Source organism: Candidatus Protofrankia californiensis, from assembly GCF_900634765.1.
Lineage (GTDB): Bacteria > Actinomycetota > Actinomycetes > Frankiales > Frankiaceae > Protofrankia > Protofrankia californiensis.
Map to the genome: position 1 here is coordinate 4,541 of NZ_CAAAFT010000431.1, position 7,019 is coordinate 11,559.

Genomic DNA, 7,019 nt, shown 5'->3' on the forward strand with positions numbered 1-7,019 from the left:
TCGACGCCGTTAGCCGAGCTGACGCAGACGGGACTCTATGGCCTCGATGACCCGCGGGCGCAGTTCGGCGGCGGGGATGACGGCATCGACGGAGCCGACCTCGACCGCGCGCTGGATGCTGTGCACGCGGTCGAACTCCTCGGCTACCTCGGCGAACTTCTCCGCGCGGACGGAGGTGCGGAGCTCGTCGAGCTCCGCGGTCAGCGCGGCGTGGTCGGGGTAGGCGGCGGCCGTGACCCGGGCCTCCAGGTCGCGCACGCGCGGGTCGTCGGCGGTGCGGGCGTCGACTTCGTCGGAGAACACCACCGCGGCGGCGGGGGCGCCGCCGATCACCGAGGCGAACGAGCCCTCCAGCGCCAGCACGGTCATGTTCGGGTTCAGCGCCTTGGAGAACACCACGAACGCGCCGCCGTGGTACCGCGAGATCACGCAGAACACGATGGGCCCGCGGAAGTTCACGATCGCGCGGCCGATCTCGGCGCCGTACTCCAGCTGCAGGTTGCGCATCGACTCGGGCGAGCCGTCGAAGCCCGACAGGTTCGCCAGCACCACCAGCGGCCGGTTCCCGCTCGCCGCGTTGATCGCCCGCGCGACCTTCTTCGAGGACTGCGGGAACAGCGTGCCCGCGGTATAGGTGTCCGGGCCGTCGGTGGGCGGGAAACCGCGCCGCGGCACCGCCCGCGACTCGATGCCGATCAGGCACGCCGGTATGCCGCCGAGGTGCACGTCCTGCACCACCGCGGTCTCCGCGTCGGCCATGTGCTTGAAGCGTTCCAGCACCCGGTGGTCCTGGTCGGACAGCGCCCGCATCACAGTGCGGATGTCGAACGGCTTCTTACGGTCCGGGTTGGCCCGGGCGGAGAAGATCTCCCCAACGGAGGTGAAGTCGCTGCCAGCCACCGAGTGCGGGTAGTCGGAGATGTCGCGGTCGACGGGGTCGTTCGTCTCCGCCCGCTGCGGAGCATCCTCGCCGGGGGCGACGTACGTGTGGTCGTAGTGCGCCATCAGCACGTCCCGGGCGGCGATCAGGTTCGGCGCCCAGTACTGCGCCTGCCCGTTCGGGCCCATCACCCGGTCGTAGCCGCCGATGCCGAAGTGGTCCTCGGCCGACACGCCACCGGAGAAATCCAGGGCCCGCTTGCCGGTGAGCACCATCGCCGAGTCCTGAATCATCACCAGGATGCCCTTGGTATGCATGAGCATCGTCGCCTCGGCGTTCCAGTAGGGCTGCGCGCCGACGGTGATGCCCGCGAGCACGATGTTGATCTCGCCTCCGGTCTGGGTGAACTCGATGATCCGCTTGAGCGCCGCGGCCACCCAGTCCATGTTCTCCGTGCCCGTCTTCATGGAGATCCGGGCGCCGGAGGACACCGCGTACCACTCCAGCGGCAGCCGCCTCCGCTCGGCCAGGTCCAGCGCGGCGATCACGCGTCGGCACTCCGGCTCCGACAGCGCGCCGAGCGACTTCGTCGGGTCACCGAGCAGCACGACCCTGGTCACACCCTGCGGGTGCAGCCGGGTCGGGGTGGTGACCACGCCCGTGACGATCGCCGCGGTGTTGTGCCCCTTCGGCCGGTCGACCGGTACCAGCGCGTGGTTGTCGTCGAGGTCATGTTCGACGAACTCGCCGAGCTGGTCGGTCAGCTCATACGGGTACATCATCTCGCGGCTGCTCGCGCGCAGCACCTTCAGCCGGTAGTCGTCGAGCGGCTCGACCGGCTCGGCCGAGGGCTCGCCAACGGTCAGCTCGGTGCCGCCCGTGGCGTCGAAGGAGACCCGCACGGCGATCTTGGATAGCTCGCCGGTCCTCGGGTTGCGCTGCCGCGCGATGAACAGGATCTCCTCCAGTCCGGCGCCCGCGGTCGTCGGCAGCACACGCCCGGCGATCATCTCCAGCTCCGCACGGGTGATGTCGCTCGGCGGCCAGACGTAGACCACGATCCGGTTGGTGCTGAAGCGCTTGCCCGACGGTCGCCGCGACTGCGCGCGGCGGATCGAGTCGACGCAGGCGGCCACGGCGTCCTCGGCCGTCGGCAGCGCGACCAGCCGGCCGTCGTGATCGCACTCCCCCATCAGGTCGCGTACCTGGGTGAATGCGACGAGGCGGTCGTCCGACGGGTTCTCCCGCGCCACGCACTGGTAGAGGTACACCTCCTCGTCCAACGACCGCAGCCGGGTGAGGTCGAATTTGCTCAGCCGCTCCAGCTGCATCCGCTGCGCGATGTACGGGTGCAGGCCGCGGATCAGCCGCTCCTCGGCCATCCCGGCGTCCGACGGCCGGAACGTGAAGTGGTGGTGCATCACCGCGCGGCAGCTGCCCGCGACGGTGATGGTGAGCCGACGCACCTGGGGCGGCAGTGGGTACGCGCTGACGACCTCGTGCAGCGCGACCGCGATCGCGGCGGAGTCCGCCGGCTGGTTCTCCCAGGACAGGTAGATGTCAGCGTCGAAGGAGTGCTCGCCGCCAGCCAGCTCCGCGAGCCCGCCCAGCGCCTCGCCCAGCGCGTCGAAGCCCACCGCACAGGAGACGAGCCAGGAGCCCGCGCGCTCGGCCACCACGAATCGGCAGCCGGCGTACTCGGCGGCGCGGACGCCGGTGAGGTCCTTGTTGCCGTAGTACCGGCGGGTCAGCACTTCTAGCATGACCGTGTTGTCCCGGTCGTCGCGCAGCAGCCGCTGGCCCAGCAGCCCCACCAGCGGCTCGGTGCTGCGCACCATCTCGGCGATGCACGCGGCGCGATCCGGCGCGTCCGGGTACGCGTCCAGGTGACGCAGGTGCTCGCGGACACGGGCGTAGACCCGGGCGCGGCGCCGCAGCTGCTGCTGCCGCCGGAACCAGGCGAACACCACGCCGCGCGCGAGGTCGGCGACCCCGGGGAAGCGGACCTTCGTGGCGGCCACCAGCCGCTCCAGCGCCAGACGCGCCGGCTGGTGCACGGACTTGTCCGGCGGCGGCTCCCGCAGCCACGATTGCAGCAGCGCCGCGACGACCGTGGCGGCGGCGACGGCGCGCTGCAGAGCCAGGAAGATCCGGAACACCGCGGCCACGAGCTCGGGGGAGCGTCCCAGGTCGGTGACGCCATAGTGCCCGAGCGCCTTGGCCAGCTTGGCCTGAAACGCCTCCGGCAGCCCGGCCCGCTCGACGTCGAGGCTCCGCAGGTAAGTCTGGAAGTACTCGTGAGCGCTGTGCAGGTGGCCCTCACCGCCGACGTCCGTGCAGGCCGGCCGGTTCCGGCCCAGCTCGGCCAGGTCGGCGAACACTTCGATGAGTTCGAGCTCCTTGGCCAGCGGCCGGTGGCCCTCCTCGGTGGCCGCCCGACACGCGAGGTAGTCATCGAGCACCCGGCGCTCGTCGTGCAGATCGAAGCCCAGCAGCAAAGCGCGCAGATCCTCCAGGCCGCGCGCGGTGCGCTCGCGCGCCGGGACCTCCTCGGGCGCGGCCGGCAGATCCACCCCGGCCGCCGCGGCGGCCGGGGTGTCCTCGACCTCGGCGTCGGCGATCCGCTCCAGCCACAGCAGCGGCACGCCCGCCTCGACCTGTCTGTGCAGGGAGACGACACATTCCTTCACCCGCGCCTTGAACGGCGCCCGCAGCACCGTCTCCATTTTCATGCTCTCCAGCACCAGCAGCGGCGCGCCCGCCTCGACCTCGGCGCCGACCTCCACCGGCATGGCGATGACCAGCGCAGGCGCGGGCGAGCGGACGACGCCGCCCTCGTCGCGGCTGACCCGGTGCGTGACGCCGTCCACCTCGATCAGGTGGACCGGCCCGTGGGTGTCGGTGAGCAGCCGGTACCGGGCGCCGTTGACGACGATCTGCCCGGTGTGCCGGTCGAAGCGGTCGAGCTCGACGTCGGCGGTGCGGACGTCCGCGCCGGCCTCGACGCCGACGCGGAACCGGTGCGGGCCCAGCCGCGCCACGCGCACCCGGTAGCCGACGCCACGCAACTTGAGGTCCAGCGGCCGGCCGCTGTCGTGCTGCACCTGCGGACGTCCGCCGAACGCCGTCGACAGCAGCCGTTGCCGCTCGACGCGCTCCTCCTCCTCGTACGCGTCGATGGCCGCGGCCGCCAGGGCCACGGCGGAGTGCCGGTGCGAGACAAGCCCGTCCTCAGCGCGGACGCGGTCGATCCAGCCGGTGTCCACACTGGCGTCGATCACCTCGGGCCGGTCGAGCAGGTCCAGCAGAAAGCTCTTGTTCGTGGCGCCACCCTCGATGATCACCTCGATCTCCTGAATCGCCCGGCGCAGCCGGCCCAGCGCCTCGTCGCGGTCGCGGCCGTAGGCGATGATCTTCCCGATCATCGAGTCGAAGTCGGCCGGAATGGTGTCGCCCTCGCTGACGCCGGTGTCCACGCGTATGCCGGGCCCGGCCGGCAGCTTCAGCCGCGCGATGCGACCCGGGGACGGCGCGAAGTCGCGGTCGGGGTCCTCGGCGTTGAGCCGGGCCTCGACGGCGTGTCCGCGCTCGACCGGCCGCGCGCCTTGCAGGCGACCGCCCGAGGCCACGTGCAGCTGGGCCTTGACCAGGTCGAACCCGGTGGTGGCCTCGGTGATCGGGTGCTCGACCTGCAGGCGGGTGTTGACCTCGAGGAACGCGAACTGCCTGTCGCCCGGGCGGTAGAGGAACTCCACGGTCGCCGCGCCCCGGTAGCGGACCTTGACGGCCAGCCGCTCGGCCGCGGCCTTGAGCTCGTCCGCCTGCTCCGGGCTGAGCACCGGCGAGGCCGACTCCTCGATCACCTTCTGGTTGCGCCGCTGCACCGTGCAGTCGCGGACGCCGAGCGCCCACGCGGTGTGGCCGTCGGCGATCACCTGGACCTCGACGTGCCGGGCCCCGGTGATCAGGCGCTCCAGGAACATTACGCCGCTGCCGAACGCCCGCACGGCCTCCTGGCTGGTGCGTTCATAGGCGTTGACGAGCTCGGACTCGTCCCTGATCACGCGGATGCCCCGGCCGCCGCCACCCGCGGCCGCCTTGAGCATCAGCGGATAGCCGATCTCGGCGGCCGCCGCCCTGACGGCGTCCAGGCTCTCAACCGCACCGCGGCTCCACGGCGCGACCGGCACGCCGACCTCCTCAGCGATCCGCTTCGCGCCGATCTTGTCGCCGAGCTTGCGCATGGCCTCGGGGCTGGGCCCGATGAAGGCGACCCCGAGCCTCTCACAAAGCTCTGCGCACGCCGGGTCCTCCGCGACGAAGCCCCAGCCGACCCACGCGGCGTCGGCCCCGGTCTCCACCAGCGCGCGTTCCAGGACCCTCAGGTCGAGATAGGGACGCGCGGCGGCCGGGCCGAGATAGTAGGCTCTGTCGGCCGCGCGCACGAACGTCGCGGTGCGGTCAACGTCGGTGTACAGGGCGACAGTCTCGATCCGTGTATTGGTCTCGGCGGCCAGCTCCTGAACGGCGCGGATGACGCGCATCGCGGCCTCACCACGGTTGACGATGACGACACAGCGGATCACGGCTGAGCCCTTCTGCTCATGACTGGTCGGAATGTGGGGATGGCACCCGGCCGGTCGGCTCGGCGAGCCGAAGACCCGGACAGTTGATCCAATGACAGGCATTTCTAAGCCAATAGGTTGATATAAGCTTAGCTCGATCAAGGCCGTTCGTCAATGAAACGGTTGACGAACGGCTGCGACGACCGTCCCGGACTCAGGCAGGAGCGTGACTGGCCCGTGTTGATCAGATCGGGGTCGATCTCGTCGTCGTCCAGCGCAAGGCGACCCCACCCCACGTCGCGCCGCCGCCAAAAGCCACCAGCAGGAGCAGGGAGTCCTGCTGGAGCCGGCCGGCCCGCACGGCGTCATCCAGCGTGATCGGCACGGAAGCTGCACCGGTGTTGCCGTACTTGCCGACGGTGAGATGCATCATGTCTGGAGCGAGCCTCAGCGTCTCGGCCAGGTCGGCCAGCATCACGCCGTTCGCCTGATGGGGCACGATGAGATCGACATCGGGCAGCGTTACGCCCACAGCCGTGCACAGGTCCGTCACGACTCCTGCCATCTTCTCGGTTGCCAGGCGACGGACCTCCCGGCCGTTCATCGTGAAAAAGCCTCCGGGGGGGACCTGGATCAAGTCCGCGTGGCGTCCGTCCGAGGACAGGGTGCTCGCCAGCAGGCCCTGTCCGCCAGGTACCTTGCCGAGGACGACCGCGCCAGCACCGTCTCCGAAAAGAATCGAGGTGCGGGGGTCGGTGTAATCAAGAATGTGCGAATAGATGTCGGCGCCAATAACCAAGGCGGTGGAATACGCCGGGTCCGCGACAAGCATGGAGTGGGCGACCTTCAGCGCGTAGATGAAGCCGGTGCAGACAGCTTGGATGTCGAAGGCGAACGCTCGAGTGGCGCCGATCGCTTCTTGAACGCGGCATGCGGTGGCGGGCATGGGCTGGTCGGGTGTGGAGGTGGCGACCACGATCACATCGATGGCTCCGGCTTTTATTCCTGCCGCGCCGATCGCCTGTCGTGCGGCGGGGGCAGCCAGATCGGAGGTGACCTCGCGCGGTGCTGCCACACGGCGTTCGCGGATGCGGGTCTTCTCGAAGATATAGCCGCGGTCGAGGCCGAGACGATCTTCCATTTCCTCGCTCGTGACAATTTTTTCCGGAAGATATGATCCGGTTCCAAGGATGACTGTCCTCACAACGACCTCCTATAGGGTCCGAGGCTACAACAGTTCGTCGAGATACGCACTGAGTTCTGCGATTGTCGGGTGCTCCCAAATCGAGGCGACCGGGATGGAGACCTCGAATAGCTGCTGGATTCGTTCGCGGAGTTCCAGGGCGCGCAGGGAGTCCAGGCCGAGCTCCGCAAAGGTGGCGCTGGTGCTCACCCGACGCGCCCGCAACCCGAGGAGTTCGCGCACGGTTTCAACGAGGTGCTTCGCGATAACCCTGCGGCGTTCGTCTCCGGTATGCCGTTGAATCTCGGCACGGACGTCGGCGGCCCTCTCAGCGTCCGGACGTTGCTCGGCCGGCTCGGCAGGCGCCGGCCGGACTGGGTTGGTCGGTTGT

General features: G+C 69.8%; 3 protein-coding genes. All 3 read right to left on the bottom strand.

Annotation, left to right across the window (positions count from 1 at the left end):
* Positions 1 to 9: 9 nt before the first annotated feature.
* Positions 10 to 5,466 carry a carboxyl transferase domain-containing protein gene (locus DD1DGNOD_RS22240; protein ID WP_206443361.1) on the bottom strand — a complete coding sequence of 1,819 codons (5,457 nt, stop codon included), beginning with the start codon at positions 5,464 to 5,466 and terminating at the stop codon, positions 10 to 12.
* Between the two features lie 223 nt (positions 5,467 to 5,689).
* On the bottom strand, positions 5,690 to 6,649 hold the full coding sequence (locus tag DD1DGNOD_RS22245) for a 3-oxoacyl-ACP synthase III family protein (RefSeq protein WP_131770977.1): 960 nt from the start codon (positions 6,647 to 6,649) through the stop codon (positions 5,690 to 5,692).
* A 24-nt stretch (positions 6,650 to 6,673) separates the two neighbouring features.
* Positions 6,674 to 7,019, bottom strand: a 346-nt coding sequence (locus DD1DGNOD_RS22250) for an acyl carrier protein (RefSeq protein WP_131768378.1), incomplete at its 5' end; no start/stop codon positions are given.